This window comes from Pantoea eucrina, from assembly GCF_020079945.1.
GTDB lineage: Bacteria > Pseudomonadota > Gammaproteobacteria > Enterobacterales > Enterobacteriaceae > Pantoea > Pantoea eucrina.
Genome location: NZ_CP083448.1, coordinates 2,340,883 through 2,364,544, shown reverse-complemented (window position 1 = coordinate 2,364,544; position 23,662 = coordinate 2,340,883). Strand labels below are relative to the sequence as shown.

The following is a 23,662-nucleotide window of genomic DNA, read 5'->3' as shown; positions in this document are numbered from 1 at the left end:
CACACATTCCATGCCTTCCGGCATCTCATTTTTTACGCGCAACAAAAGACGTATGCACAAATACGGCATCATCATCGCGTTCTTTGTGCTTTGCCTGATTGTGGCTGCCGTCGGCGAGCTGCAGGTCGCTAATGGCGCCTGGAGCAGTAACTATTTTCTCAGTAATGAAAATATGCTGATTGTGCTGCGCCAGGTCTCTATCAACGGCATTTTAGCGATCGGCATGACCTTTGTGATTATCACTGCCGGCGTCGATCTGTCGGTAGGATCGGTGCTGGCGCTGAGCGGCATTGTTGCTGCACGTTTCGCCACGAACAACAGCGGTATGGCAATTGGGGATACGGCACATGCGGTGATGGTGCCAATGATTATCGCGCTGGGAATTGGCATTGTCTGCGGCCTGATCAACGGTACCGTGCTGGCGCGTTACCGGCTGCAGCCGTTTATCGTCACTATGGGCATGCTCTCCGCTGCGCGCGGACTCACGATGCTGACCACCGGCGGCAACCCGGTTTCGCAGCTTAACAGCGATTTTCGCTGGCTCGGCAACGGCTACATAGCCGGCATACCCGTACCGGTCATTATCTTTGTCGTACTGTTTGGTCTCGCGTGGCTGCTGCTCAATAAAACTTTGCTCGGGCGCTACGTCTATGCCGTTGGCGGCAACCCGAAAAGTGCCCGCACGTCAGGGATCAGCGTCGTCGGAATAAAAGTCATGGTCTACACCCTGTGCGCCGCGCTGGCCGGAATCGCCGGGCTGATCCTCACCGCACGCACCGGATCGGCACAGACCAACGCGGGCGCAGGCTATGAACTTGATGCGATTGCTGCGGTAGTGATTGGCGGCACCAGTATGGCTGGCGGTGTCGGTACGCTTGTCGGCACCTTTTTTGGCGTGCTGATCATCGGCGTAATGAATAACGGCCTGGATTTACTGGGGGTGCAGTCTTACTACCAGCAGATCATCAAAGGCGCTCTGATTGTAGTGGCTGTACTGCTCGACCCGTCGCGTAAACAACAGCGCGATTAACCTCTGAATAGATAAACCCTGCCAGGAGAGAACAATGAAAATAAGATCTATCGCTCTGTTAACCTCAGCCCTGACGCTGGGCGCGATTAGCATAGCGCAGGCTGCCCCCGTAAAAATCGCTGTGCTGATGTATGGCAATAAGGCGGAGTTCGTTCAGCTGATGGAGCGCTACGGTAAAGCGCATCCGGCAGTAAAAAGTGGCGAAGCCGTGCTCACCTTTTATGATGGTCGTTATGACGCGTCGGTGCAGAATGACCAGGCGGCGACCGCTATCCAGACGCGTGCCGACGCGATTATCGTGAACCCGATGGATTATGAAGCCAACATCGATATTGTGACCAATGCTAAAGAGGCTAAAATTCCGGTGGTGGTCACCAACGCCCGCCTGAATACGGAAGAGATGACGTCCGAAGTGGTCTCTAATGATGAGCTGGGCGGCTATCTGGAAGCCAAAGCGGTACTGGATAAGCTGCAGTGCAAAACCAAAAAGGTCAATGTCGTCATTATTGAAGGGCCGAAGGGCGGCAGCGGTGAGATCCAGCGCGGCAAAGGCAATGATAAAGCGATAGCGGAGTGTGGTCCGGGCCAGGTTACCGTACTGGAGAGAAAAACGGCCAACTGGTCACGCGCTGAAGCACAGCCGCTGATGGAGAACTGGCTGCAGAAGCATCGCGGCAAAATCAACGGGGTGATTGGGCAAAACGATGAGATGGCGCTGGGAGCCATTGAAGCGATTAAGGGCGCCGGGCTGAACGTGAACGACTTCGCCATTGCGGGTGTGGATGGGGTGTCTGATGCGATTCATGCCGTTCAGGCGGGTGAAATGGTCTCTATTCTGCAGGATGCGAAAGGCCAGATGCAGGGCGCTATTGATGTCGCGCTGCGTGCGGTAAAAGGCGCAGGCTATCAGCCGCAGTCTGACATCTGGCAGCAGTATGCCAAAGATCTCGCCTGGGATGGCGGCACGAAAAAACACTATTACATTCCGTGGACCACGGTTACTGCGGATAATGCGCAGCAGCTGCTGGACGCGCGTAAGTAATCAACGCGACGGCGGGCAGGCTGTCTGCCAGCAGACAGCCTGCCAAAGCCGTTTACTCGTTGCCCCACTCATTCAGAAAGTTCGCCACATCATCAATGCGCGCGTCAGCAATTCCCGCCTCGCGCGCCATCTCATGCTGCGCTTCTTCACTGATCTCCTGATGGTTATTCAGGCGGGTGATCAGCAGCTGGAAGTAGTGCGCCAGCGGGTCGCGCTCGGCTTCGCTCACCGGTTTTTCACACTCTTCAGCGTAGGCGTCAGCGATATCGTAATACTTCAGATCAATCTCATGTTTCATAGTGCGCTCCGGAAACGGGAAGGGGTCAGATGCCAGCGGCATCATTTAACGTAAATCATACCACTCCTGCCAGCTTTTTCCCGCCTGCCGGAAAAGGCAGAGACATCGCGCTATTATTGTCATCATGAACCTGGTACCGGGCCGGTATTATCAGCATGCCGGCAACATAATAAACAGACACAGGGCTAAGTGGCATAACATCGTGTTCTAAAGTTTTAATAGCAATGTTATCGTGGTGTTGCGCTGATGTACTTTATATACGTGGATACTGTTTTATGGCGAAATTAATGACCTCCCTGACGCTCTGTTCAGGGCGAATGACGCACGGGGAACGACGCGTCGCCCAGCGGCTTGAATCGCATCTCGGCGATGATTGTCTTATCTGGTATGACATTCCGGTCGGGCGCCAGTACAGGCATCCCGATTTTGTTATTATCGATCCTGCCAACGGGCTTATTTTCCTTGAGGTCAAAGACTGGAAGCTAAGTACATTTCAGCATGCGGACCCGCAGACGGTAACGCTGAGACATGCTCAGGGCGAAACGCAGGCGCAAAATCCGCTGCTGCAGGTCAGGGAGTATGCCTGTGCGACCGTTGACCTGTTATCTCAGGATCCGAAACTGCAGCAAAAAACAGGCCTGTATAAAGGAAAGCTGAATATCGCCTGGGCTTATGGTGTGGTGTTTACTAATATTACCCGTCAGCAGCTGACATCACTCTCAGCCGATGGCGTGGTTGAATCTATATTTCCACAGGCGCTGACGATTTGTCAGGATGAAATGACCGAGTCTGTCTCTGTTTCTGCGTTTCGCGCTAAAGTTTCCGGACTCTTTACCACCCGTTTCAGGCCTGCAATAACGCCGGCTGTGCGGGATATTCTGCGCCGGCATCTTTTTCCGGAGATCGCCATTACGGTAAAAAATAAGCGCAGTAATATTTACCGGGTAATGGATCTGCAGCAGGAGGTGCTGGCACGCAATCTCGGCGAAGGGCATCGTGTTATTCATGGCGTAGCCGGTTCCGGTAAAACGCTGATTTTACTCTACCGCTGTTTATACCTTTCCGAGACCACCACACGCCCTGTGCTGGTGCTCTGTTTTAATATCATTCTGGCTAACTATATCCGTGAATGCATCGCGGCCAGAGGACTATCGCATAAAGTACACGTCTATCATTTTCATGACTGGTGCGCGACGGCAGCCCGGACCTTTAAGCTGAAGATGAGCGGGGAAGGGCGCTATTATGATAACTGCTTTGCGGCGCTGGAAAATGCGGTTGATAGCGGCACTGTCGGGGATGCGGGGTATGATGCGGTGCTGGTGGATGAAGGACATGACTTCGACCGGCGCTGGCTTTCACTGATAGCCCGGCTGTTTGATAACACCCGCCGCTCGCTGCTGCTGATGTACGACGACGCCCAGTCTCTGTACCGGCGCGAGAAAGCGCTGAACTTTTCGCTGGCGAGCGTGGGTATTCAGGCTCAGGGGCGCACCTCTATTCTTCGGGTGAATTATCGCAATCCGCGGCGCATTCTCAATTTTGCCTACGCTTTTTCACGCGACTACTTTGACCGGCACCATAATCAGGAGCTTCCGCTGGTGCTGCCGGAAGCCTGCGGCGAAGAGAACAGCGACATTCCCGATATCGAACAGTGTCAGTCTGCAACAGATGAAGCGCGTCGCGTTGTGGCGTGGCTGCGAGAGAAGTATGCGGCGGCAGGCCGCTGGGGCGATATGGCTGTGCTCTGTCCTACGCATTTTTCAGCAGACAAACTCATCGACCTGCTGCAGCAGCATGCGATCCCCGCCGCCGTCAGCTTCACCACGGAAGATAAAAAACGCTATTCGCATCGGGAGGATGTGGTTCATCTGCTGACCTTTCAGAGCAGCAAAGGGCTTGAATTCCCTTACGTTGCCGTGATCAATGCATCATTTGTTCATAAAGGGGCTGAAGATGAGTCTGAAGCTATCCCGGCGCTGTATGTGGCGTTTACGCGCGCAACCCAGGCGTTACTGGTCACCTGCTACAAAGAAAATAGCATCAGTCAGCAGCTGTCGAAATTTGCCGGTATGGATCTGCAGGATGAGGGAGAGATGTCTGTGGCGTCCCCTGCAGACGTCTAACGCGTCATTCAAGTTGTTGCACCATATAGCTTTTATGAGATTGGGTTAAATTTTTACCCAGCAATTTACCCATTGCAGCCGGAAATCAGCTTGTTTTTGAATTCGAGGTGGTCACGATATTTCCAGCGGGAACGTCCACTGATTTTGATGGGCTGGCAGAGGGTGCCGTCTTTAATGCGGTCGTAGATGTAGGTCTTGCCGAAACCAGTATCGGCCATGATGAACTTCAGGTCAACGAGCGTATCCTCGCGAATTTCCATGGTTGCCTCCGGGCGATGGTTTACCTGTGACATGACGCTGTCACTTCACAGGTAACTGAAGATAGTTTTGATTACGATGATTGCTGCGATGGTGATGATGAGGCCGAGTGGGGTGATCATGCGGTATCTGCCGACAGTCTATGCCGCCCTCCGGTTCTTCTCTGCCCAGATAACCTTTTCATGATCCTCTCTGCACTCACAGCTGCAGTAACTGCATCCATCGCGAGAAGGTTCCCCGCAATCGCCATTACGGCAGATTGGTGAACGTGGCTCCGGTCGAGGCCGGTTAGCCAAGGCGATTTCTGTATTGAGCATCTCCAGCTCTGCAGCTGCGTCAATTTCGTCACACATTTACGCTCTCCTTAAATGCCTCTTCACACTGCAAAGCCACTCGGCTGATATGCTGCTCCATTGCCTGCAGCGACTGAACATCTGACAGCTGCACATCCAGATGAATCAAGCCGGTAATCGCCTGGCTAAGCTTGGGGTAATAGCCAACGAGAGAAAGATATTCACTGCCGGCGTTCTTTCCCTCTTTGACGGTCTTCTTCTCCTGAACGATGTACTGATACTGGTCAGCGGTCAGGACGTATTTTTCGCCAATGTCGATTTGCATGTTATTTCTCCAGATTTTGGGCAATAAAAAAGGCCGCCTCAGCGACCTTTATCTTGGTAGTGGTATTCATAGCTACTATGCCTACCTCTAAATTTGACTTCCTCTAGTAGATAATGAGCAATTTCTAAATCAGGGCTTGTTTGATTTTGTTCGTCGGAAGACAGTTTTTGTTTCGCGTTTAATCGGTATTGATAGATAAGTGGCGGCCTGCCATCCTCCTGAAATGATACAAATATTTTCTGTCCATCTAATGGGCCACCAAAGAAAGCTACTTTTTTCATGTATTCCTCATTTCAAATGGATTATCAGTTTCCTTATATTCTTTTTTACCTTCTAACTTTAGCGCACTCAAGCACAATGAGCGGCCTGCGCTCATGCAGGCGGGCTTTCACCTGCTCACATGACTGAACATCGGGATATATCCGGTCTGACACCGGAGCGGGAAGGGCAGAGACTATTACGATGACGAAGCCGATAAGCATGGCGCCTCCGGCCAACTTGTCAGTACGGATAGAGTAATGCGCTCTGTTAGAGCCTGCATCAGTGTGCGCTCCACCTCATGCAGTTTCTCACGCTTTCCCGGCTTCATTTTGAGGTATCGCAACACCTGTGCCTGTAGTTCCGGAGAGATGGCCGGCATCTCATATTGCATAAGCCACCCCCGCCCAGAAGATTCCGCACGCTACCCACATAACAGCCCACATCTTGCCGCGAGTGCTCATTGGTCACCTTCCAGTGCTGGGCGGGCGTAGTAAGCTGGGACTGCTTCACCACTGACTACGAACATCTGAGCTGGTTTATTAAGCTCAGCAACATGCACGACAGGGGTTTCTCTACCGCTGACTATGCTGTACTCAGCACTATAACTGTCTTCCTCCTCAGCCCACTCTTGGGCTGCGGATTCGGCATTAATGGCTTTAATTTCACACGCATCTTCACGTTCCGAACCCATCTCAGGGCACCACACCAGAAACGTTTTCATTTGCCACCTGCCAGTGATTCATATTGGGAAGAGGTGGTGTCAGTTTCGGCGCGGAGATGGGCGGCGAAATCCTCAACGCGCTCTCTGAGTTCATCATGAACAATGACTGCTGCTTCTGAAGCGTCCTGGTATGCACCAATCTCTCCCAGCACATGACCGACATCCGCAAGGGAATCATTCCAAAAATCGCGTATTGCCTCCGCCCGGACATCGTTCAGGATGGCGTCAGTGGCTGGGGTTTTGAGCTGATTTATAGCTTCATCAACCATTACTCTTATCGGGTTGGGGTAGATGTTTCGATTTCCCGTGCTTTGCATTAACCCGTCATGAAGTGCGGTATTCCGATAACCGGCGCAATAAACTTCTTTGCAGGTTTCAAGAGCATTCTTGGCTAGAACTTCTCTGCTTTCTTTCAGCACCACATTCTCAGCCAGCACCGCATCCAGCTTTTGCTGCAGGGCTGCTATCTGCATATCACGCCAGCCAAGCTCTGCAGCAATATCTGATTTGCTGTGCAGGCTCTCACGCGTCATGTGATCGACGTGCCGACAGTAGTGGTTACCTGAGATATCCATCGCCATCAAATCGCGGTCACCGTAAATTTTCTCGCTCATATCTTTCCCCTTATGCAATGCCAGCCGGGCACAGGCCAGCATCACTCCATCAGTGTTGCGCCATACCGGCCGCGTCGGGTGTCTCTGAAGTCGCCCCAGCGCTCTACAACAGGCCGGGTGACGATGATTTGTGGCAGAGGAGGGCGCTTAGCCATCTCCTCATGCTCTCTGCGTTTCAGCTCAGCCAGGTAAGCATCCTCTCTGCGCTGAGGTGTCAGCAGCTGCGGATGGTCATGGCCTGCTTCCTGTGCTGCTAAGGCCGCCAGAACGCCATTCAGCACTTCCTGTTTGCGACGCTTAATCTCTTCGTCAGCTCCGCTCAGGCGTGACGAATGCGCCGGATATACCGGTGATGGGTTCATGGTGCGGCCTTATTGGTGGGTTAAATCAGAATGGGGGTTCTTCGTCGAAGTCCATTGGCGGTTCATTACTCACCTGTGGGCTGGAGTTCCCAGTGCGCTGCTGATTTTGCTGCGTACGGTTCCCCTGTCCACTTTCCTGCTTTCCGCCCAACATCTGCAGCGTTCCGCCAACGTTGACGACTATCTCAGTGGTGTACTTTTCTGAGCCGTCCTGCGCCTGCCACTTCCGTGTGCGCAGCTGACCTTCGATGTAAACCTGCGATCCTTTTCGCAGATATTCGCCAGCCACTTCTGCGAGCTTTCCGAAGATGACCACGCGATGCCACTCGGTTGCCTCTTTGTTCTCTCCGGTTGACTTGTCGCGCCACTGCTCTGAAGTGGCTACTGTCAGATTTGCAACTGCTCCACCTGAGGGCTGATAGCGAACCTCCGGATCCTTCCCGAGATTGCCCAATAAAATCATTTTGTTCACACCACGACTTGCCATTATGCTGCCTCGCTTTTCTGCTCAAGTTCCGCTTTGCGGATGTCATAAACCTCTTTGGCCTTAGCCTGATACTCAGTGCCGCGCAGAGTGCGCCATGCCTCTTCGAAAAGCGACTTGAGGCCCTCGAGATTCTTTACACCTGCCGCTGACTCCGTGAATACCTTCAATGACTCTTCCGCAGGGTTTACCGCGCCCGACTCAAGCCAATTCAGGAGCTGCTTGCCGGTCTGCTCACTGAGAACTACCGGATCGGCATTGCTGAACAGCTTCGTCCTGTCCTTGCTGGCGATCGCATGATGTGTTTCGTGCCCGATATCGAGCACGGTAGTGAACTCATATTCGACTCCGTCACGCTGCTCTGACTTCATGCCAAGTTTCGCAACCTTCTTGCGCCCGTTCTCTTCAACCTGCGCCGTTTCAGTCTTGCTGCGCATAGTGGCAATGATGTGCATTGATGAGCGCAGAATCGCATCCAGGAATGAGCGGTGACGCGGGTTAATCTCGCTCCATGCTGACCATGAATTACCGCGGTACTTCGTTTTGGCAATGGTGTCTACCAACTCCAGACAACCGCCAACGCCTCCCCATTCATGGGTGATGCTGTCAATGATGAGACTGTCGTAACCGGCCTGTTCAGCAGCGCTGATAGCCTCAATGAAACGCTCCGGCGTGAATGGCGGATCGAGCTCCAGAACGTCGAACTCTGCGACGTCAGAGTAGAGTGACGCGCTGCCTTTTTCCGTGTCGATGACAGCGATACGTCCGCCGATACCTTTCGCTACCAGCAGGGCGCTGTAAGTCTTTCCTGAACCACTTGGCCCGGTAAGTGCCAGCCGCAGCTTGGCTTTCTTCCTCATGGCTTTTTCAAATTTCATCTCACACCTCAGTGTCAGTTATGGGCGCACCAGTTGATGCGATCCTGTTGTTGCTCCGTGCGGAAATCAGCAATCGCTTCCTGCGCTGCCTGCTCATACGTCATCGGGTCTGCCAGTTCGCCCAGCATGCCCTGCATAAAGTCGCCCCAAACGTCATCGTCATGCTGCATTTGCTTTCACCTTTGCGCTCCAGTCATTGTCCTGGCAGTCGTGCCAACCCAGAGAAATTGTGCTCGCCCACTCATAGGCCGACTTCATGCCGTCTTTGGTGTCAGGGAATGACTCTTCGTACAGCTTGTTAAGCCGCAGGCAGCCCTGCTGTACCAGCAAGGTTCCGTTTACCGGGATAATCGTCATTGTTTGTGTCCTCTTTGGCTCATGGCGTTTAACAGGCTGCGGGCTGCAGCACGCATGCGGCGGGTGATACGTTCTAGCTGTGATTCTGTGATAAAGGGGCAGCCCGATGCCGCCCCAGCAATTGCGAGTTGCATAGGGATACCTTGTTGAAATTGGTTGGTGTTAAAAAAAAGCCCAGCATTGCGCCGGGCATAGGGGTGAAACGTTCTGGTTATGGAAGCCCTCTAAGGCGGTGGTGCGTAGCACCTCAAAGCCGTCTACACAGGCGGCTTTACGGTGTCACTCAGCTCTCAATCCGTTCGACTAGCTGCGTATCGTCTGGAACCAGCATGGTCAGTAGCGTGCTATAGCCATGCTCATAAATTGAATATTTGCAGGGCCATTCAGGCACTGGCACGCCCTCACCAACTGGCGACAGCCCTATGCTCCACAATCCGCTATCAAGATATTGAGCAATGACGAATACCTCTCCATTGGTTGATTTGAGGTGATACTTGCCGACTTCATTAAAACAGCCTATCTCTTCACGAATGGCGCCTTCGCATTCAAACAAATCATCGCTGGCACCATAAAAACGCAGTTCTTTCATCTCTCTCTCCTGTAGTGGTTACTGGCCACGATTGGCTATGCGGACTAACTTTTCGATCAAGTCCTGCACACTAAGCCCGCGTTCTTCACAACTTTCGGCCAGGTATTCAATACCGGTATCGTCGATAAACTGCACGAGCACTTCGGCCTCTTCTGGCTTAATTTTTAAATCTTCACTCATCTCAACCTCCTGCTATAAACCCCAGCACCATCAGCACGATAAACACTAACCAACCGCAGTAGTAATCAGCGTTGCTTATCATGGTGCCTCCAGATATGAAAAAGGCCGCCTAAGCGACCTCATGGTTAACCAATGCCTGCTTTTAACCACATCAGGCGAGGTGGTTCCTCAGCTTTCCACAGTCAAAGGAAGCGGTTAGACTGCAATTTCCACAGTCAAAACAAGGAATTTATATGGCAGCTAATATTTTCAAAGGTGACAGGAAGAAGGAATCAGTCGCTTATGATTTGGCACTTGCACTAGCAGCAAAAGATCCCGCAGCAAATACGCCTGGTGCATTGATTGATCGCATCGCCGAGCTACTACCAGAATGCCGGGAAGTTGTAGACAAAAAATACAGCGATGAAATACCACCTCCTGCCGGCATTTTATTATGATGGGCTGTCTATAACTGATGCTAAGGCGGCCTCTAGTGCCGCCTTTATCAGCTTCTGTCGAATCCAGGAATCTACAGTGACATCATGTAGCTGCTTACTTGCTGCGGCAAGAGCAGCATCAGCGGCCATGATTACAGCGCTACCGCTTTTAAATTCTTTCGTACCTTCTTCCTGCGACCAACTTTGCTCAATGTGAATTGCCATAACTACCTCACTTAATGATGTGTGTTGCGTCCTTCCGGACTTTGCGGTGACCAGCCTGAAATAAGGCTACCTGTGGTAAGCACATCGCTGTGCTCTTATGCTTCTCACGCAGGCTGGGCGCTGATGTGGCGCGGGCTACGTTTAAGCTGCATCCGGCGCTCGCTACGGCAATCTTTCTCGCCAGGCGGGTGTCGGCTTGCTGTTGTTCCTGCTGCGCGGCACGGCGTGCTCTGCGGCGATTTCTGGCGTTATCAGAGGCCAGAATTGTGATGACTACTGTCATGGTGTACCTCCGGTAATTGGCTTAGGTGTTGTGCCAGATTGGTTCAATGCTCCCACTTCCTCGCGGTAAGCTTTTGGGCCATCTACCCGGCACAACCCAAAGCCAACTTCTCTTTGGTTCCCCGCATCTCTGCGGAGACAAACCCCATCAGTGTTAAAGAGCGCCGGCTTCCTGCCGTTTGTTGCTGTGCTTCGTGCTGATGGAGTAAGAATACTTACAGTATTTAAATAAGTAAATACTCTCGGTATTTATTTTAATGGGGGAATATGTAGGATATTGATTCGATGGGTTATTTATTTTTCTAGGCGCATTAAAAAGCCCGCTTGAAGCGGGCCAGAGAAGTCAGGGCTAACTTTCAGTCAGGTACGACGTTTATGAGCTGGCCTGCAGAAACATGATTGTTCTCGGTTACTTCTAAGTAACTGATATTCAAGTATGATTCTTGAGCGACGGCATCGGTGAATACTTTCAATTCATCAGTTGATGTAATATCCGAAGTCGTTTTAATGATGAAGCTTTCACCGTTAGACTCCCTTGTGACAACAATGCTGATGTCCTGATTTGTTGGCCCTGTGCGGCTGACCCCTTTTATCTGAAAGGTGTCTTTTTTTGTTTCTTTTTTCCTATCTACAGGCTGCCTTTGAGTGTAAACATTCAACTGATCTCGTGAAATTACTTCATCACCCATTTTTACCGTTGTCACTTTTGGATCCTGAGCTATGTTCCTTAAGAACTTGTTACGCCCATCTTCACCATGGGCCATAACTTCCCGACTGACATGAGTCTGTCCAGTTTTCAGCACCTCTAAGACGTTCTTTTGTGATTCATTTAATGCCTTGGCCGTTTCCTGAACAAGTGAAATCTGGTCAGTTGAGGACTGTCTTTGCGTCTCCCAATACTCATCAGCCACTTTCCAAGAAACAGTGCCAGTGACTAAAACAATGGCAACGACAGCGCAAAGAGCCTGCCGGCCTGTCATTTTACCAATTGCCTCTTTAAGCACGCTTACTGCTCCGTTTACGATAGCATCTGACTCACCATCCGCCTGACTTGAGCCTTCACTAATGCGGTAAACAATATCTAAAAGATTTTTGTCTGCATTAGTCAGCCTTTGCCTGTTGTGGGTGTCATGCCTGATGACAGTAAAGGCTTTTTGTATCTCATTGGTCAGCTCGGCCATTCCGAACAGCATTGATGCTGTTACAGAGGAATTGTAGCGATTTTTATCGCCTTTTACATTAATGCTGATTGTAGGCCAGCCCTTGAACTCAATCTCTGGAAATGAGAATTCGTCAGAGTCAAGATCTTCTCTCTTAAGCATTTTTGAGATAAATGCGTTGAAATCTTTTTCACTGCTAATTATGAGTGTATCAGCTGTAGTCATGATTGTTCCTTATCGTCCCTGGGAAACGTAAAGCGGCACTGTCTTTTGCAGTTTTCGCGATTTAAATATTTATTAATGAATAAATTCAATGGCTTAATAAAAATTAAGTGACTAAATAAGACTTAGACAAGGCGCATCTTCGTCTCGATCGCCACACCCAGCACCTTACAGTTACCGTTCACTGGAACCATGGGCCACTGTGGGTTTAGCCCTTTCAAATACTTTTGGCTGCCATCAATGATGAGTTTTTTAAAGGTAGCTTCGTTGTCTTCTGTAAGTTTTGCCACAACTAAACTCCCATTCACAGCTTCACGTCCCGTATCGAACAGCACGAATGTTCCTGCTGGTATACTGAGCCCAATAGGGGCTGTCATTGAATCGCCTTCAACCTGCAGCCAGAAAGCTTCTCCTTGCGTATGTGCGTCAGACTCAAGCCACATATCGACATCCTTAATCGTATAGGGTTCACAGGCTTCATCCCATGCTCCAGCCTGAACCTTGCTTAAAACGGGGTAGCGAGCAGTCGGCTTGTGGTCTCTTGGGTTGGAGACATTAGCGTCAACTGTGCTTACGTAGCGGGAAACATCCTTAGCCAAGGTTGGGCTGATTTCAGAAACAGTTACATGCAGCAGCCGTGCTAACTCGGTCACTACTGGTACATTCAGAGCTATGCGTCCATTCATGTAATGGCCGACCGCGCCCTGTGAAATTCCCAGAGAGTCAGCGATCGTGTACTGAGTGATTTTTAATTCTTTTTTCTTCGACTCATACAAAGCCTTCAGGCGCGCAGCGTCTGCAAGCTGTTCTGTCGTCAGTGACTTTTTGTTTTCCATCAACTCATTCTATTACTGCAAGTAATCCCATTCAAAATACCCATGATATTTACTTATATGAATACCTGTAGTATTCTTTACTGTGTATCTTCAAGGAGAGAGCCTATGAACCGAATGACACTTGAGGATTACGCAAAAATTCATGGGCAGGCGAAAGCCGCTAAAGATTTTGGCGTTATCCAATGTGCAATCAGCAAGGCCATTCGGACGGGGCGACAGATTTTTGTAACCGTTCAGTCCGATGGAACTGTTAAGGGTGAGGAGTTAAAGCCTTTCCCCAGCATCAAAAAGTAAGCAACACCGCTCTTTAAAACTTTGACTCCGCTCCCGCCGCAATGCCGGAGCAAAAACCAAGTGACTAGCTCGCTGCAAAGTCACGCAAGTTTTTCAACGAAAGGAATATTACATGATTGAAATTACAAGCTATCGCAAGAAAGCGAGAGAAATTGAAGGCCAGCTTCTGAACAAACTGGCTGAGCTAGGGCAGGGCCCACTGGCAAAAGTCATGGGTCTGGATGAGGCAGCAGTAAGCCGAATGAAACGCCCGTCAGGAAAGCAGCGTCACAGCTTCTTCCAGATGATGAGTCTGGCAATGGCCTATCTGGATGTGGTGTCGCCGGAGTCTGAAGTGGCGAAAAGGCTGCTGAGGATTGAGGAGTTACTGACAAAAGAAAACGCCCCAAAGAACTGCGAATTCTTTGAGGCGTAACATCGAAATGTAAGCAATTTCAACGGAGTAATTATACATGAAAAAGCAGTCTTATCGCCATACTGGCGTGCACAAAAACCTTCTTCGCCTCGACTTCCTGACCAAATGCAACCCGGCCATTGCGCCGAAGCTGCGGGAGATTCTGGAAACGCATAAATCGAAGGAGAAGGGAAATGAGTAATCTCGCAGAAGTTCATGATCTACAGCCTCATATTGAGGCAAGAGAGCGTCGCGTGGCAGAAATTGAAGATGGGTTTACGCGCATCGCCAATGAGCTACTGGAGGCTGTCCTGCTTGCAGGACTAACCCAGCACCAGCTTCTGGTATTCATGGCCGTCATGCGCAAAACATACGGCTTCAACAAGAAGGTTGACTGGATCAGCAATGAGCAGCTGTCAAAGCTGACAGGGATGTTGCCGCATAAATGCTCAGCAGCAAAAAGCGCTCTCGTTAAGCGCAAAATTCTCAGTCAGAACGGTCGTCTTACAGGCATCAACAAGGCGATTGGAGACTGGGAAAAAGCAGGTAACCCGAATCAGGTAAATTTACCCGAATCAGGTAAGGAATGTTTACCCGAATCAGGTAATCGCTCTTACCCGAATCAGGTAACCACAAAAGACAATATTACAAAAGACAAGAAAGACAATAAAAACACTTTGTCCGAACAGGTTCAGACGAAGTGTGAAAAGTCCTCTCAGCCTGCAAATAAAAACCAGGAAACAGACCAAGCCTTCGAGTCAATTTTCTGGTGTGCAGGAATGCGCAAGGGCGGCAAGAAAAGCGCTGCATCAGCTTTCCGGACTCAGTTCAAAGAGTGGCGGTCAGTGACAAAGGGAACCGCAGAGCAATTTGCAGTCATGCTGGCAGAAGACATCGCAGCCCGCATAGCCGGTTGTCAGTTCGGTTTTGATCGCCTGCTTCCGGCTACGTACCTGAACGGTCAGCGCTGGCAGGATGACAAGCCATCAGCAGCACAGCCAGTGTCGGGTGCACACCGTTCACCGGTAACGGCATCCAAATCCGGCTACGTGTTTATCGACAGGTGACTGCATGAAACCACGAATTAAAACGCTGCTGATTGCCGGATATAACCACGGTCTGCTGAGCGATGGTTTTGTGCGGTACTGGTTTGAAACACTGCATCTGAGGGAATCATGACACCATCTGAACTGAGCGACATGCTCTGGAACCATGTTGACAGGGTAGCGAAATACCTGTTGCCGAACGGCAAAAAAGAATCGCACGAGTGGGTAGCCGGATCCCTGCATGGTGAGTCAGGTAAGTCTCTGAAAATAAACCTCGCAGGTAAAAAAGTCTGGTCAGATTTTGCAGAGGGGATCGGGGGTGATTTGCTGGATTTATGGGTCGGCGTGAAGGACTGCAGCCTGCATCAGGCAATGACCGAAGCGAAAGAGTTTCTCGGAATCAAAGATAACGACCATCACTTTGCATCGAAGCAGCAGAAAAAATTTTCCCGCCCCGACCGGAAAAAAGTCAGTAAGTACCTCACCAAAACTGAAAAGCACATAGAGTACCTCGCTACCCGAGGCATCACCGCTGAGACAGCAAAGACATTCGAGGTTGCTGCTGCAAAGGTCTGGAACGGTGAGCGCGAGCTTGACGCGCTGGCGTTCCCTTACAAGCGTGATGGTGAGCTGTTGCAGGTGAAGCGCATCAGTACCGAACGGCCAGGCGGAAAAAAGGCAATTATGGCTGAGGGAGACTGTGAGCCGTGCTTGTTCGGCTGGCAGGCAATGCCAAAAAACATCCGGATTGTTGTGCTTTGCGAAGGTGAGATCGACTGCATGACCTATCACCAGTACGGACTGCCGGCGCTGTCCGTCCCGTTTGGCGGTGGCAAAGGTGCCAAGCAGCAGTGGATAGAGTTTGAGTATCACAACCTTGACCGCTTCGACGAAATCTGGATTTCCATGGACTCAGACGAAGTAGGCCAGGCTGCCGCAAAAGAAATCGCATCCCGGCTTGGGGAGCACCGCTGCCGGCTGGTTAACCTACCTCACAAGGATATCAACGAGTGCCTGCAGGCAGGCATGACCAGCGACCAGGTGATTGATGTTCTTGAACGTGCTGCTTACTTCGATCCGGAGGAGCTTTACAGTGCCCGCGAGTTTTACCAGGACACCATCAACGCTTTCTACGGCAAAGAGCAATGTATGTTTCGCAGCCCGTGGGAAATGCTGAACCACAACTTTGCTTTCAGAGACGCAGAGCTGACCATAGTGAATGGGGTGAACGGGCACGGTAAAACCGAAGTGGTTGGTCACATGGTTCTTGAGGCTATGAGGCAGGGAGTCCGGGCGTGTGTGGCATCTCTGGAGCTTAAACCCGGCGGCTTACTGAAGCGGCTCACCCGGCAGGCAACCTGCCTGAAGCTGCCGCCAGCACTGGAAATAGAAGCAGCTTTCAATTTCTACGACGACCGGCTCTGGCTTTTCGGTCTGACGGGTACGGCGAAAGCAGACAGGCTTCTGGAGATATTTGAGTATGCAAATCGCCGGTACGGTATCCAGCTGTTCATCATCGACAGTTTGATGAAATGCGGCATTGGCGAGGACGATTACAACAGCCAGAAAGCATTTGTTGACGCAATCTGCGACTTCAAAAACCGCACCAACAGCCACGTCATCATGGTTACTCACAGCCGCAAGGCAGAAAGCGAAGAGAAGCCTACCGGAAAGATGGACGTCAAGGGTACCAGTGCCATCACCGACCTGACCGATAACCTGTTCATCATCTGGCGCAATAAGGTCAGGGAGAGGGCCCTGCAGAAGCAGCACGCAGGAGAGCATCTCAGTGACAAAGAGCAGGCCGCGCTGTCATCGCCAGCGTCTGTGCTAATGCTTGAGAAGCAGCGAAACGGAGAGGGCTGGGAAGGTGGGATCCCGCTTTACCTGCACGAACAGTCGCACCAGTTCCTGATGATGGAGGGCGCCACACCTTACAACTACATCGCCAACATGCCCTCAGACGAATATGACCAGGCATGGGCGAGTGAAAACGTTACGGAGTATGCATGAACAAAAAGCAACTGGATATCCTTGAGCGTGCGTGGGGAGCAGAGATAGACCATGCACTGAGAGAGACGCCTTACCCAATAATCCAGACCAGCTCGAAGGTGGCACAGAAACTGGCTGATGATGGCTATCTGGAATACATCGAATTCACAGACAGAGGCATCGCTTTCAAGGGTTATGTCATTACGCACTTCGGCATCATGGCTTACTGCGAAAGCCTGCCACCAGAAGCAAAAGGAGCCACCAAATGAACAAGCTAACCGCTGAAGTAGCACGCCGTGATATCGGTCATCTGCGCGAGCACCAGGCATCGCCAAAAATTGGCCTGAGCCTGCGTGAAGAGCTTTATCTGCAGGCATTAGAGATTGCACTGCCCATGCTGGAAAAGCAGGAGAAGGGCAATGATGGCTGGATTGAGTGGGGTGGGGGAAGGCCGCCAGTGAAACCTGACGTTATGGTATGCGTTCGTTATCGCAAAGGAAAAGAAAAAGAGCCAGATACTGCTGGGCACTATTACTGGAATCACACCAATTCCCCGGTGGACATCATCGCCTATCAGGTGATTGAGAATGATGGGAGGGAAGGATGAGCGTAAAAGGCGACTCATATTACATTTCAGCAGTGCAGGGAGCAGCTGACGAAATCAGTTTTAAGGGAAGCTTCGACTGCCAGATTAGCTCAATGAATGGCAGGTTCGGCATCACGCTCTTTGATGAGCATTACGATGCAGGTGAAGGTGATATATCCGACGCAGCAAATCTCGCCCTTGCCACCCTGCATGAGATTGCCAGTGTGAACGGAAAGCACCTGGCAATGTACCGAATGCAGGCAGACGTGAGCACTATCGACCTTAGCGGCGTTATGTCGATAAGAATGGTCGAGGAGAAGCCATGAACAACGTAATCCCCCTCAGACCAAAGCATCAGCCTGTTAAAGACTCCCGCTCAGCCATCCTAACCGCACTGAAGATGATCCGCGAGGGCGGCCACAACACTCAATCAATCGATCTGCTTCTCAGTGCAGCAGCAGACAACCTCTATGACTACGTGGAGACACTTGAAGGGAGGTAGCAGTGGAAACGCAACGTTATCTACTGAGAGACAACAGCATCAGACAGAACTGCATTACCGCCATCCAGCAACTCCCCACTGATAATAACAAACCAGTCGAAATAGTCATCCAGGAGCGCAAGCGCAGTGCGGACCAAAACCGCCGTATGTGGCCGCTTTTGCACGACCTGTCCCGGCAGGTTGAATGGTACGGGCAGAAGTACAGCCCTGACGACTGGAAAGACCTTATCACCGCACTCGTTGCGAAATCCAAAAACGAACAGCAGCGCACCGCGCCCGGTATCGGCGGCGGCGTCGTCATGTTCGGTTCCCGGACAAGCAAGATGCGGGTAAGCGAAATGGTCGAGGTCATAGAGGCGATTTACTGGTTTGGCACAGAGCAGAACGTGAAATTCAGCGACGAAGCCCGGCGTGAAATCGAATGGGCCCAAATGTACGGGAGTCAATCATGAAACATGGCAGACACTTTTCTCACGCACAGGAATTCTGTAACCGCATCGCCTATCTCCGCAGTCAGGGGCTGGCATGGTCCATTATCAGCAAAAGAACCGGGCTATCTTCCGGAACGTGCCAAAACCTTGCGAAGAGGGCGCGATGAAAACTACCTGGTTTACTCACCCGGAGCCTATGGACTCCATCACGGCAGACAGCCTGCTGTCGCAATATGCCGCCCGGCAGGTTCAGGCCAAAAAGACGCTGGCATTCGACCCGAAGTTCTGGACGGTATCGGCGCTGCTTCCTGAAAGCCGGTACGAACCGAAGCCCAGCCGCCAATATGAGCAACCAATCTGGAGCAGATGATGAATTACAGCGAAATGACCGACTTTGAAATTAACAAGGCGGTAGCAATAGCAGAGGGTCACTCGTGTTATTACGGTGACGGAAGCTTTACCAATGGACTGATGGGAAGAAAAGTAACCGTTAAAGGTAATGGTGTTATCGGTTGCATGGACTTCTGCAACTCATGGGCTGATGCCGGGCCGATTATTGAAGCAAATAAAATCGCAATGATTCCTGAAAGTGACGGCACATGGTTTGCTTTGGGTAACCCTCAAATAAAAAGCAATTGGCGTGTCCAATCGACGGGGGCCTTTCATAACGACACGACACCACTCCGCGCCGCGATGATTGTATTCCTGATGATGCAGGAGGCCAGCAATGTGTGACAACTGCGGCGAACCACTCAAGCCTGATGAGGTGTACTGCTGCGCCATCTGCCTCGATGAGTTCTTCATAGAGTCCGATCCTAACGGAGCAATGGAGGATAGCGATGGCTAACTTACGCAAAGAGGCGCGGGGCAGGGAATGCCAGGTCAGACTGCCGGGCATATGTAACGGCAATCCTGAAACAGTCGTACTCGCGCATTACCGGATGGTAGGGATATGCGGCACAGGAATGAAGCCAGATGACCTTTTTGGCGCATGGGCCTGCTCAGGGTGCCATGACGAGATAGACAGGCGCACAAGACGCTGTGATGTGACTGAAGCGCGTATAGCGCACCTGGAGGGCGTCATTCGCACACAGGATGCTTTGCTCAGAGAGGGGAAGGTGAAACGGTGAATGAATATCGAATAACGCTACCCTGGCCGCCGGGGAACAATCACCTCTTCTCAGTGTTCCGCGGCAGAAAGATAAAAAGCAAAAAAGGAAGAGAATATACCTCAGCAGTAACTCAGCAAATCACCGAAGCAAATCAGCAATACCAACTGGCCGGCAGGCTCAAAGTAAAAATCTTCGCATATCCACCTACACGCGCCCGGCGTGACCTCGACAACCTGTTCAAAGCACCCCTCGACTCACTCACCCATGCAGGCGTCATAGCTGACGACAGCCTGATAGATGACGTGCGCATGGTTCGCTGCGAAGTGGTTAAAGGCGGCAGGCTGGAAGTGGTTATCACAGAGCTGGAGCAACAGCATGACTGAATACCTCAAACAGAAATGGTTACACCTGCGTATGTACCGCACACGCAATACCTTCCCGGTCGATTATCGGATCATCAAGCACACAGCCAAAATCATGGGGGTTAAGCATGCCAGTAGCAGCGTTATCGCCAGTCAATAAAACAGCGGCGTTGGTCGTATCCAAAGGCGTTCACTATGAAATGAACTGCAAAATCCAGACGCCTGAGTTTATTGGGCCGCCGAAGATGATACCCCGGCACCTTTTGCCCAATGCTCCCAGCTTTATCGACCTGACTGGCTGGCAAAAAGGAAGGTTGAAAGTTATAGGCCTCATGGCAGAAGAAAAGGGTAAATGGGTTGTTCGCTGCGTGTGCGGCACATACACCGTCAGGAGCTCCAAAGCCATCAAGAGCATCGAAACGAACCCTAATGCCATGTTTGATGCCTGCAGGGAGTGTATGCACTTTGCACAAATGAAGCGGCATGAAGTTTATCGCCGTACAGGGAAAGATCTGGATATCTCGGAGGTTTGGTAATGAGCTTAGAAGCCACAGTAAAATTTCATTTTCCGAAAGGACAGAACTTCAGCGGCACCGCGCCGCAGACGTCGCCTGACACGCTTACCGGCACTGACTATATCGCTGCTATGGGAATGACGCAGAGTCGTGCTCCACTGGGTTACAGCGCTTTCATGGGAAAGGTGGGAGTAAGTGAGAACGACGCCGCACGCGCCGTATCCCTGTTAACTGAATATGCACTTCAAACCTGCGACAGGGTTCCAGCCTTTCGCAAACTCGACGCTGATATTAAACCAGCCGTTATGCAAACACTCGCAACTTATGCCTACATGGATTACTGCCGCAGCGCCGCCAGCGTGAAGGCCTGCGATTGCTGCGGTGCGAAAGGGTTTATCGAAGCCGAGGTGTTCTCCATGAAATCGCCACTGTCCGGCGGCGAGGTTAGGAACGTCAAAGAGACCGTACGCGTGCTTTGCAAGTCGTGCAAAGGGAAGGGGGTGCTTACATCATCCTGCCGCGACTGCAACGGGCGCTGTAAGGCGATAGACCGCAAGCAGACCGAACTGCAGGGCGTACCAGTATACCGGGACTGTCGGCAATGTAACGGGCGCGGATATGAAAGAATTCCCGCTGCGGAAGCTTTTCGTGCAATCAGTGAGGTCACTGAATCCATCAGTCTTGCTACCTGGGATCGAAGTGGAAAGCCATTCTACGATCAGCTGATTGTGAAAATTGAAGCGGAAGAGTCATGGGCGAATGCATCACTCAATAAAGTGACCGGATAAATGTTCAATCTAATAGCTCATTATTTTATCGTGAGCTATTTACTTTTCAGGAATACAGGGTTATGATTCCCAACAGTTGAAGTTGCGCGCTGTTGTTAAGTGCGATGAAAAATACAAGTTCCATCACTCTGTGATAATTAGAAAGCCCTCCGGACTCACCATCTGCGAGGGCTTTTTGCATTTCTGCACCCAATTAAAAAGCTCAGCCGCAGAGCTGGGTTTTCTCGTTTTCGCCTCTGCCAATCAAAGCGACCTCATGGATTTCCCTATGTGGCAGCAGGCGACTTTTCACAGCAAACGGCCGGATACCTCCGGGCAATGCCGGAGACGGCTATGAACAGCACATCAAAAAGCGCCCGTGAGGTTAAGCATGGGTGAAAACAGCATCATCACTGGCGTTCTCGGCCTCATATTTGGCGGCGGGGCAGTCGCAGTTCTCTGGAAGCCATTAGCAGCAAGCCTCCTTTCGCTGGGCATCAGCAACAGGGCGGGCGGTGAGATCATCTCCAATTACAAGGAGCAGGTTCAGCTGCTGAAGGAGAGCAATAACCTGCTTCGTGAAGAGAACGACGAGCTTCGGGAGAGGCACGATAAGAATCTTCGCCGGATATCCACACTGGAGACGGACCTCAAGCTGATTAAAAACGCACTGGGAATCCTGTTGGCTATGTCAGAGGCCAGTAACGCTGTGGGCAATGAGCGATTCAGAACCGAAGTAAACAGGCTGATCGCCAATCTGGAGACCGACAGCGATGGCACCAACTAAACCGAATCACAAACGAAGCCTGATTATCGGCGGCGTTCTTACCGTACTGACGCTTATCTGCATCGCCATGACCTGCATGTTCGTTTACGTCAGCAACGACGCTAACCAGAAGATTGATGTCATCCGCGATGACTACCGCAGGATTGCCGATCGCCGTGATGCAAAAGTTGTTCGCCTGGCTGAACAGGTCGGCGAGCTGCAGAAGAAAGTGGACAACATACCGGACCGCACAGCAAACAAAACGGCCGATAAGGTTAAGCAGGTCGTGAAAGAGGATGAGAGCAAATGACCGACAGTAAAATCATCCCGATCCTGAATGTAGAGGAGGGGTACAAAGAGACTCCCTACCTCGATACGCGCGGTTATCCGACCGTTGCCGGCGGCATCCGCATCGGGCCAAAGGGCGCCAGCCTGAGCAATTATACCTTTCGCGTACCGCGTACAGTGGGCGATGTATGGAAGCAGGTTATCGTTGACCAGAAGGTTAACGAGATGAACCAGCGCCCGGCCATTGCAGCGGCTCTGGCAGCCTGTAATCCACCGCGCCGCGACATTCTGATTAGCATGGCCTACCAGATGGGTACTGACGGTCTGTCAGGTTTCAAGAACACGCTGAAGCTGATTGCAGACGGTAACTTCAGTGCTGCAGCTGACGGCATGCTCAATAGCCTGTGGGCGAAGCAAACCAGAAATCGAGCACTGCGTCATGCGGACGTCATGAAAACTGGAACGTATGACGTCTATAAGGGGTTGATATGAAGAAGGCTATCGACTTATCAGTTATTGAAGCGGCTCGAAAAAGATTTCACTACGATCAAGAGACTGGGAAGTTCTACCGCCTTCGAGGGCGCACTACAAAGCGTAGGGTTGCAGAAGAGGTGACGTTATCTAACCACGGGTACATCAATTTAAGTTTTCTATCTACAAAGTATATGGCTCACAGAATTGCATGGGCGTTAGTTAATGGACCACTCAGTCCGGATGTTTACATAGACCATATCGACGGCGACAAAATCAACAACCGTGCATCAAACCTCCGTATAGCCACAAAGCAGCAAAACTCATGGAACGTCGGACTGAATAAGCAAAATAAATCGGGCGTTAAAGGTGTTCATTTCGACAGTTATACCAATATGTGGAGAGCATCTTGCCAGGAGAAGAAAATTGGCAGGTTTAAGACGATTGAGGAAGCTGCTGAAGCTGTCAGGAGTTATCGGGAAAAGGCACACGGTGAATTTGCCAACCACGGCGAGGCGAGGTCATGAGCATCCTGATATTCCTGTGCATTGTGGCCGCGGTCATTGTGTTAGCGCTAATCATCCGCAAATACACATCGATTGAGTTCGTCAGCCATGCCCGCCTGCTATTCCGCGCGTGGTCTGTCTGGCTTGGCGGTGCTGGAGCAGCCCTAGGCGTTTATCTAATGTCGGCGCCAGATGCAATTGTCACCGCATGGAACATGCTTCCGGCTGACCTTAAATCGATGCTGCCGGTGAATATAGCGCAGTACTTCAGTTATCTCCTCGTTGTGCTGGGTGTCGTTGCTCAGTTTATCCGACAGAAACGGCTGAATGAGCAGAGGCAGCAGCTGGAGAACAAGCCATGACGACCATCGAAATGATATTCACTGTAATCGGTGTGCTAATCGCTGCAGTGGCTGGCGCATTCGGCATTGGTCACTCTAAAGGTAAGGCCAAAGCAGAGCAGGCAGCGAGCGAGCGGGAAACCAAAGCCGCTATCGATTCACAGCAGGCGGCATCACAGCGCCAGACAGAAACCTCTAAAGGGGCCGCCGATGTTCAGCAAAACGTTTCCCGTATGCCTGGCAGCGCTGTTGACAACGAGCTGCGCTCAGACTGGCTTAACAAAAATTGAAGTCGTGGACACTGCCTGTAACTGGGTAAAGCCTATCCTGGTG

At 51.3% G+C, this 23,662-nt stretch carries 46 protein-coding genes; 28 read left to right on the top strand and 18 right to left on the bottom strand.

Features of this window, described 5'->3' with window-relative positions; all coding sequences use genetic code 11:
* Nucleotides 1–10: 10 nt before the first annotated feature.
* The gene (locus tag LAC65_RS11270; RefSeq protein WP_369826788.1) at nt 11–1,030 is read left to right on the top strand and encodes an ABC transporter permease; all 1,020 of its coding nucleotides are present in this window, start codon (nt 11–13) and stop codon (nt 1,028–1,030) included.
* A gap of 34 nt (nt 1,031–1,064) precedes the next feature.
* Nucleotides 1,065–2,072, top strand: coding sequence for a substrate-binding domain-containing protein (locus tag LAC65_RS11265; RefSeq protein ID WP_039379361.1), 1,008 nt, complete (start codon nt 1,065–1,067; stop codon nt 2,070–2,072).
* A 52-nt stretch (nt 2,073–2,124) separates the two neighbouring features.
* On the opposite strand, the gene LAC65_RS11260 is transcribed toward LAC65_RS11265, so the two are convergent.
* Nucleotides 2,125–2,370, bottom strand: a complete 246-nt coding sequence (locus LAC65_RS11260; protein ID WP_039385596.1) for a DUF2543 family protein — start codon at nt 2,368–2,370, stop codon at nt 2,125–2,127.
* A 275-nt stretch (nt 2,371–2,645) separates the two neighbouring features.
* Between LAC65_RS11260 and LAC65_RS11255 the strand changes: the two genes are divergently transcribed.
* Nucleotides 2,646–4,493 (top strand): 3'-5' exonuclease, encoded by a 1,848-nt coding sequence (locus LAC65_RS11255; protein ID WP_420852408.1) that lies wholly within the window; start codon nt 2,646–2,648, stop codon nt 4,491–4,493.
* Nucleotides 4,494–4,558: 65 nt separating this feature from the next.
* Here LAC65_RS11255 and LAC65_RS11250 read toward each other — a convergent pair whose 3' ends face one another.
* The 13 genes from LAC65_RS11250 to LAC65_RS11190 all read right to left on the bottom strand — a co-directional run bounded on the left by LAC65_RS11250 (nt 4,559) and on the right by LAC65_RS11190 (nt 9,815).
* On the bottom strand, nt 4,559–4,753 hold the full coding sequence (locus tag LAC65_RS11250) for a helix-turn-helix transcriptional regulator (RefSeq protein WP_039379359.1): 195 nt from the start codon (nt 4,751–4,753) through the stop codon (nt 4,559–4,561).
* A gap of 343 nt (nt 4,754–5,096) precedes the next feature.
* Complete coding sequence (locus LAC65_RS11245; protein ID WP_224144779.1) at nt 5,097–5,369, bottom strand: DUF5405 family protein; 273 nt, start codon at nt 5,367–5,369, stop codon at nt 5,097–5,099.
* A gap of 38 nt (nt 5,370–5,407) precedes the next feature.
* A complete protein-coding gene (locus LAC65_RS11240) occupies nt 5,408–5,650 on the bottom strand; it encodes a hypothetical protein (RefSeq protein WP_224144778.1) in 243 nt (80 codons plus the stop codon).
* A gap of 437 nt (nt 5,651–6,087) precedes the next feature.
* On the bottom strand, nt 6,088–6,351 hold the full coding sequence (locus LAC65_RS11235; RefSeq protein WP_224144777.1) for a hypothetical protein: 264 nt from the start codon (nt 6,349–6,351) through the stop codon (nt 6,088–6,090).
* On the bottom strand, nt 6,348–6,965 hold the full coding sequence (locus LAC65_RS11230; protein ID WP_224144776.1) for a hypothetical protein: 618 nt from the start codon (nt 6,963–6,965) through the stop codon (nt 6,348–6,350). Before LAC65_RS11230 ends, LAC65_RS11235 begins: the two co-directional genes overlap by 4 nt.
* A gap of 41 nt (nt 6,966–7,006) precedes the next feature.
* Nucleotides 7,007–7,327 (bottom strand): hypothetical protein, encoded by a 321-nt coding sequence (locus LAC65_RS11225; protein WP_224144775.1) that lies wholly within the window; start codon nt 7,325–7,327, stop codon nt 7,007–7,009.
* Between the two features lie 25 nt (nt 7,328–7,352).
* On the bottom strand, nt 7,353–7,814 hold the full coding sequence (gene ssb / locus LAC65_RS11220) for a single-stranded DNA-binding protein (RefSeq protein WP_224144774.1): 462 nt from the start codon (nt 7,812–7,814) through the stop codon (nt 7,353–7,355).
* Nucleotides 7,814–8,689, bottom strand: coding sequence for an ATP-binding protein (locus tag LAC65_RS11215; protein WP_224144773.1), 876 nt, complete (start codon nt 8,687–8,689; stop codon nt 7,814–7,816). Before LAC65_RS11215 ends, ssb begins: the two co-directional genes overlap by 1 nt.
* 14 nt (nt 8,690–8,703) lie before the next feature.
* The gene (locus LAC65_RS11210) at nt 8,704–8,859 is read right to left on the bottom strand and encodes a hypothetical protein (protein WP_224144772.1); all 156 of its coding nucleotides are present in this window, start codon (nt 8,857–8,859) and stop codon (nt 8,704–8,706) included.
* Nucleotides 8,849–9,046 (bottom strand): DUF5444 family protein, encoded by a 198-nt coding sequence (locus LAC65_RS11205; protein ID WP_224144771.1) that lies wholly within the window; start codon nt 9,044–9,046, stop codon nt 8,849–8,851. Before LAC65_RS11205 ends, LAC65_RS11210 begins: the two co-directional genes overlap by 11 nt.
* Complete coding sequence (locus LAC65_RS18295) at nt 9,043–9,180, bottom strand: protease FtsH-inhibitory lysogeny factor CIII (RefSeq protein ID WP_224144770.1); 138 nt, start codon at nt 9,178–9,180, stop codon at nt 9,043–9,045. The genes LAC65_RS11205 and LAC65_RS18295 overlap by 4 nt, the downstream gene beginning before the upstream one ends.
* 149 nt (nt 9,181–9,329) lie before the next feature.
* Complete coding sequence (locus LAC65_RS11195) at nt 9,330–9,635, bottom strand: hypothetical protein (protein ID WP_224144769.1); 306 nt, start codon at nt 9,633–9,635, stop codon at nt 9,330–9,332.
* A gap of 18 nt (nt 9,636–9,653) precedes the next feature.
* Nucleotides 9,654–9,815, bottom strand: coding sequence for a hypothetical protein (locus tag LAC65_RS11190; protein WP_224144768.1), 162 nt, complete (start codon nt 9,813–9,815; stop codon nt 9,654–9,656).
* A gap of 233 nt (nt 9,816–10,048) precedes the next feature.
* Here LAC65_RS11190 and LAC65_RS11185 point away from each other — a divergent pair, with 233 nt between their 5' ends.
* Nucleotides 10,049–10,252, top strand: a complete 204-nt coding sequence (locus LAC65_RS11185) for a hypothetical protein (RefSeq protein WP_224144767.1) — start codon at nt 10,049–10,051, stop codon at nt 10,250–10,252.
* Here LAC65_RS11185 and LAC65_RS11180 read toward each other — a convergent pair.
* The 4 genes from LAC65_RS11180 to LAC65_RS11165 form a co-directional block, all read right to left on the bottom strand.
* The gene (locus LAC65_RS11180; protein ID WP_224144766.1) at nt 10,247–10,456 is read right to left on the bottom strand and encodes a hypothetical protein; all 210 of its coding nucleotides are present in this window, start codon (nt 10,454–10,456) and stop codon (nt 10,247–10,249) included. The genes LAC65_RS11185 and LAC65_RS11180 overlap by 6 nt on opposite strands.
* 7 nt (nt 10,457–10,463) lie before the next feature.
* Entirely contained in the window at nt 10,464–10,739 is a 276-nt protein-coding gene (locus LAC65_RS11175; protein ID WP_224144765.1) for a transcriptional antitermination N peptide, read from the bottom strand.
* A gap of 355 nt (nt 10,740–11,094) precedes the next feature.
* A complete protein-coding gene (locus LAC65_RS11170; RefSeq protein WP_224144764.1) occupies nt 11,095–12,123 on the bottom strand; it encodes a hypothetical protein in 1,029 nt (342 codons plus the stop codon).
* Nucleotides 12,124–12,245: 122 nt separating this feature from the next.
* A complete protein-coding gene (locus tag LAC65_RS11165; RefSeq protein WP_224144763.1) occupies nt 12,246–12,956 on the bottom strand; it encodes a LexA family protein in 711 nt (236 codons plus the stop codon).
* A 105-nt stretch (nt 12,957–13,061) separates the two neighbouring features.
* On the opposite strand from LAC65_RS11165, the gene LAC65_RS11160 reads away from it, so the two are divergent.
* The 24 genes from LAC65_RS11160 to LAC65_RS11045 all read left to right on the top strand — a co-directional run bounded on the left by LAC65_RS11160 (nt 13,062) and on the right by LAC65_RS11045 (nt 23,619).
* Entirely contained in the window at nt 13,062–13,250 is a 189-nt protein-coding gene (locus tag LAC65_RS11160; RefSeq protein WP_078805206.1) for a Cro/CI family transcriptional regulator, read from the top strand.
* Nucleotides 13,251–13,362: 112 nt separating this feature from the next.
* Nucleotides 13,363–13,665, top strand: a complete 303-nt coding sequence (locus LAC65_RS11155; RefSeq protein ID WP_224144762.1) for a CII family transcriptional regulator — start codon at nt 13,363–13,365, stop codon at nt 13,663–13,665.
* Between the two features lie 37 nt (nt 13,666–13,702).
* Nucleotides 13,703–13,846 (top strand): hypothetical protein, encoded by a 144-nt coding sequence (locus tag LAC65_RS11150; protein WP_200889498.1) that lies wholly within the window; start codon nt 13,703–13,705, stop codon nt 13,844–13,846.
* The gene (locus LAC65_RS11145; protein WP_224144761.1) at nt 13,839–14,711 is read left to right on the top strand and encodes a replication protein; all 873 of its coding nucleotides are present in this window, start codon (nt 13,839–13,841) and stop codon (nt 14,709–14,711) included. The genes LAC65_RS11150 and LAC65_RS11145 overlap by 8 nt, the downstream gene beginning before the upstream one ends.
* Before the next feature lie 108 nt (nt 14,712–14,819).
* Complete coding sequence (locus LAC65_RS11140; protein WP_224144760.1) at nt 14,820–16,703, top strand: toprim domain-containing protein; 1,884 nt, start codon at nt 14,820–14,822, stop codon at nt 16,701–16,703.
* Nucleotides 16,700–16,951 (top strand): hypothetical protein, encoded by a 252-nt coding sequence (locus LAC65_RS11135; protein WP_224144759.1) that lies wholly within the window; start codon nt 16,700–16,702, stop codon nt 16,949–16,951. Before LAC65_RS11140 ends, LAC65_RS11135 begins: the two co-directional genes overlap by 4 nt.
* The gene (locus LAC65_RS11130) at nt 16,948–17,289 is read left to right on the top strand and encodes a hypothetical protein (RefSeq protein WP_224144758.1); all 342 of its coding nucleotides are present in this window, start codon (nt 16,948–16,950) and stop codon (nt 17,287–17,289) included. The genes LAC65_RS11135 and LAC65_RS11130 overlap by 4 nt, the downstream gene beginning before the upstream one ends.
* Nucleotides 17,286–17,594, top strand: coding sequence for a hypothetical protein (locus tag LAC65_RS11125; protein WP_224144757.1), 309 nt, complete (start codon nt 17,286–17,288; stop codon nt 17,592–17,594). Before LAC65_RS11130 ends, LAC65_RS11125 begins: the two co-directional genes overlap by 4 nt.
* Nucleotides 17,591–17,770, top strand: a complete 180-nt coding sequence (locus tag LAC65_RS11120; protein WP_224144756.1) for a hypothetical protein — start codon at nt 17,591–17,593, stop codon at nt 17,768–17,770. The genes LAC65_RS11125 and LAC65_RS11120 overlap by 4 nt, the downstream gene beginning before the upstream one ends.
* A 2-nt stretch (nt 17,771–17,772) precedes the next feature.
* Nucleotides 17,773–18,222, top strand: coding sequence for a recombination protein NinB (locus tag LAC65_RS11115; protein ID WP_224144755.1), 450 nt, complete (start codon nt 17,773–17,775; stop codon nt 18,220–18,222).
* A 73-nt stretch (nt 18,223–18,295) separates the two neighbouring features.
* Entirely contained in the window at nt 18,296–18,571 is a 276-nt protein-coding gene (locus LAC65_RS11110) for a hypothetical protein (RefSeq protein ID WP_224144754.1), read from the top strand.
* Complete coding sequence (locus tag LAC65_RS11105) at nt 18,571–18,936, top strand: phage protein NinX family protein (protein ID WP_224144753.1); 366 nt, start codon at nt 18,571–18,573, stop codon at nt 18,934–18,936. Before LAC65_RS11110 ends, LAC65_RS11105 begins: the two co-directional genes overlap by 1 nt.
* Nucleotides 18,929–19,048: a protein NinF gene (locus tag LAC65_RS11100; protein ID WP_224144752.1), complete on the top strand. Its 120-nt coding sequence runs from the start codon at nt 18,929–18,931 to the stop codon at nt 19,046–19,048. The genes LAC65_RS11105 and LAC65_RS11100 overlap by 8 nt, the downstream gene beginning before the upstream one ends.
* A complete protein-coding gene (locus tag LAC65_RS11095; RefSeq protein WP_039379280.1) occupies nt 19,041–19,331 on the top strand; it encodes a DUF1364 domain-containing protein in 291 nt (96 codons plus the stop codon). The genes LAC65_RS11100 and LAC65_RS11095 overlap by 8 nt, the downstream gene beginning before the upstream one ends.
* The gene (locus LAC65_RS11090; RefSeq protein ID WP_224144751.1) at nt 19,328–19,696 is read left to right on the top strand and encodes a RusA family crossover junction endodeoxyribonuclease; all 369 of its coding nucleotides are present in this window, start codon (nt 19,328–19,330) and stop codon (nt 19,694–19,696) included. The genes LAC65_RS11095 and LAC65_RS11090 overlap by 4 nt, the downstream gene beginning before the upstream one ends.
* Nucleotides 19,611–19,835 (top strand): YlcG family protein, encoded by a 225-nt coding sequence (locus LAC65_RS18290; RefSeq protein ID WP_224144750.1) that lies wholly within the window; start codon nt 19,611–19,613, stop codon nt 19,833–19,835. Before LAC65_RS11090 ends, LAC65_RS18290 begins: the two co-directional genes overlap by 86 nt.
* A complete protein-coding gene (locus tag LAC65_RS11080; RefSeq protein WP_224144749.1) occupies nt 19,804–20,211 on the top strand; it encodes a hypothetical protein in 408 nt (135 codons plus the stop codon). The genes LAC65_RS18290 and LAC65_RS11080 overlap by 32 nt, the downstream gene beginning before the upstream one ends.
* On the top strand, nt 20,211–20,978 hold the full coding sequence (locus tag LAC65_RS11075) for an antitermination protein (protein WP_224144748.1): 768 nt from the start codon (nt 20,211–20,213) through the stop codon (nt 20,976–20,978). Before LAC65_RS11080 ends, LAC65_RS11075 begins: the two co-directional genes overlap by 1 nt.
* A 370-nt stretch (nt 20,979–21,348) precedes the next feature.
* On the top strand, nt 21,349–21,744 hold the full coding sequence (locus LAC65_RS11070) for a hypothetical protein (RefSeq protein WP_039379268.1): 396 nt from the start codon (nt 21,349–21,351) through the stop codon (nt 21,742–21,744).
* Nucleotides 21,731–22,033 (top strand): hypothetical protein, encoded by a 303-nt coding sequence (locus LAC65_RS11065; RefSeq protein ID WP_039379266.1) that lies wholly within the window; start codon nt 21,731–21,733, stop codon nt 22,031–22,033. The genes LAC65_RS11070 and LAC65_RS11065 overlap by 14 nt, the downstream gene beginning before the upstream one ends.
* The gene (locus LAC65_RS11060; RefSeq protein ID WP_224144747.1) at nt 22,030–22,503 is read left to right on the top strand and encodes a lysozyme family protein; all 474 of its coding nucleotides are present in this window, start codon (nt 22,030–22,032) and stop codon (nt 22,501–22,503) included. Before LAC65_RS11065 ends, LAC65_RS11060 begins: the two co-directional genes overlap by 4 nt.
* A complete protein-coding gene (locus tag LAC65_RS11055) occupies nt 22,500–23,009 on the top strand; it encodes an HNH endonuclease (protein ID WP_224144746.1) in 510 nt (169 codons plus the stop codon). The genes LAC65_RS11060 and LAC65_RS11055 overlap by 4 nt, the downstream gene beginning before the upstream one ends.
* Nucleotides 23,006–23,350 carry a DUF7940 domain-containing protein gene (locus LAC65_RS11050; protein WP_224144745.1) on the top strand — a complete coding sequence of 115 codons (345 nt, stop codon included), beginning with the start codon at nt 23,006–23,008 and terminating at the stop codon, nt 23,348–23,350. The genes LAC65_RS11055 and LAC65_RS11050 overlap by 4 nt, the downstream gene beginning before the upstream one ends.
* Nucleotides 23,347–23,619: a hypothetical protein gene (locus LAC65_RS11045; RefSeq protein ID WP_224144744.1), complete on the top strand. Its 273-nt coding sequence runs from the start codon at nt 23,347–23,349 to the stop codon at nt 23,617–23,619. The genes LAC65_RS11050 and LAC65_RS11045 overlap by 4 nt, the downstream gene beginning before the upstream one ends.
* Nucleotides 23,620–23,662 lie beyond the last annotated feature (43 nt).